The sequence below is a fragment of the Sphingomonas sp. UNC305MFCol5.2 genome, assembly GCF_000712135.1.
In the GTDB taxonomy this organism is placed as follows: Bacteria; Pseudomonadota; Alphaproteobacteria; order Sphingomonadales; family Sphingomonadaceae; genus Sphingomonas.
This window is the reverse complement of the sequence record NZ_JOOE01000003.1, coordinates 862501-864387: the sequence shown is the minus strand read 5'-3', so window position 1 is coordinate 864387 and position 1887 is coordinate 862501. Positions and strand designations below refer to the sequence as shown.

Below are 1887 nucleotides of genomic sequence, written 5' to 3'. Positions count from 1 at the left end.
CGACCTTGGTTGCGGGAGCAGGATTTGAACCTGCGACCTTCAGGTTATGAGCCTGACGAGCTACCGGGCTGCTCCATCCCGCGCCATGGGCGCGACCGGAGGTCGCTTAACTTGTGAATGGGTTTTTGCTGATTTGCGTTTCGCACGGGCTGCAATGCCTGGCGACGACCTACTCTTCCATCGCTTGAGCGATAGTACCATCGGCGCTGTCTGGTTTCACGGCCGAGTTCGGGATGGGATCGGGTGGTTCACAGACGCCATAGCCACCAGGCAATGGAGCCCGTGCGACGGGCAGCCTGGGCTGCCCTTTGGGCGCAAATCAGGGTTTCAAATCGATACCGTGCACACGGGTTTGAATAAAGCTGCGACTGGATCATCCGACCAGAATGTCAGCCAGAGCTGTCATTGATGGTGGAACTCTCAAGCGCGAATAGGACAATTAGTATCGGTTAGCTCCATGCGTTACCGCACTTCCACATCCGATCTATCAAGGTCGTGGTCTTCGACCGTCCTAAGAAATCTTATCTCGAGGGAGGCTTCCCGCTTAGATGCTTTCAGCGGTTATCCCGTCCATACATAGCTACCCAGCTGCGCCGTTGGCACGACGACTGGTACACCAGAGGTATGTTCAACCCGGTCCTCTCGTACTAGGGTCAACTCCTCTCAAATTTCGACGCCCACGGCAGATAGGGACCAAACTGTCTCGCGACGTTCTGAACCCAGCTCACGTACCACTTTAATTGGCGAACAGCCAAACCCTTGGGACCTGCTCCAGCCCCAGGATGTGATGAGCCGACATCGAGGTGCCAAACAACCCCGTCGATATGAGCTCTTGGGGGTTATCAGCCTGTTATCCCCGGCGTACCTTTTATCCGTTGAGCGATGGCCCTTCCACGAGGGACCACCGGATCACTATGACCGACTTTCGTCTCTGCTCGACTTGTCAGTCTCGCAGTCAGGCTGGCTTATGCCATTGCACTCTAACAGCCGGTTTCCAACCGGCCTGAGCCAACCTTCGCGCGCCTCCGTTACTCTTTAGGAGGCGACCGCCCCAGTCAAACTACCCGCCACAGAGGGTCCCAGCACCGGATGACGGTGCGTGGTTAGACATCAGAAAACAACAGGGTGGTATTTCACATTGTGGCTCCACACTGGCTGGCGCCAATGCTTCAAAGCCTCCCACCTATTCTACACAGTTCCTTCCTAATGCCACTCTGAAGCTGCAGTAAAGGTGCACGGGGTCTTTCCGTCTAACCGCGGGTACTCCGCATCTTCACGGAGAATTCAATTTCGCTGAGCATGTCCTGGAGACAGTGGGGAAGTCGTTACGCCATTCGTGCAGGTCGGAACTTACCCGACAAGGAATTTCGCTACCTTAGGACCGTTATAGTTACGGCCGCCGTTTACCTGGGCTTCATTTCGGAGCTTGCACCCCTCCACTTAACCTTCAGGCACCGGGCAGGCGTCAGACCCTATACGTCGTCTTGAAGCCGACTTAGCAGAGCCCTGTGTTTTTGCTAAACAGTCGCTACCCCCTGGCCTGTGCCCCCTTGAACTGCTTGCGCAGAACAAGGGCCTCCTTCTTCCGAAGGTACGGAGGCAATTTGCCGAGTTCCTTCAGGACACTTCTCTCAAGCGCCTTGGTATACTCTACCTGACCACCTGTGTCGGTTTCGGGTACGGTCTATACGGTGGGGCTATTTCCCGGGACCTCTTCGAAGCACGATCAATCCGATAAGATCGTACAACACACGAGATCCGTCACACACCACCAGGCCCACGAATATTAACGTGGTTCCCATCGACTACCCCCTTCGGGCTCGTCTTAGGGGCCGGCTCACCCTGCGCGGATTAGCCTTGCGCAGGAACCCTTGGTCTTTCGGCGAG

The 1887-nt window shown here is 56.0% G+C and carries 1 tRNA gene and 2 rRNA genes (1 of these 3 only partly in view); all 3 read right to left on the bottom strand.

The window, feature by feature from the left end:
* Window positions 1-6 precede the first annotated feature (6 nt).
* Window positions 7-83, bottom strand: a tRNA-Met gene (locus BR78_RS0116030).
* A 73-nt stretch (window positions 84-156) separates the two neighbouring features.
* Window positions 157-271, bottom strand: a 5S ribosomal RNA gene (gene rrf, locus BR78_RS0116025).
* A gap of 148 nt (window positions 272-419) precedes the next feature.
* Window positions 420-1887: ribosomal RNA gene (locus tag BR78_RS0116020) — 23S ribosomal RNA — on the bottom strand (it continues 1325 nt past the right edge of the window).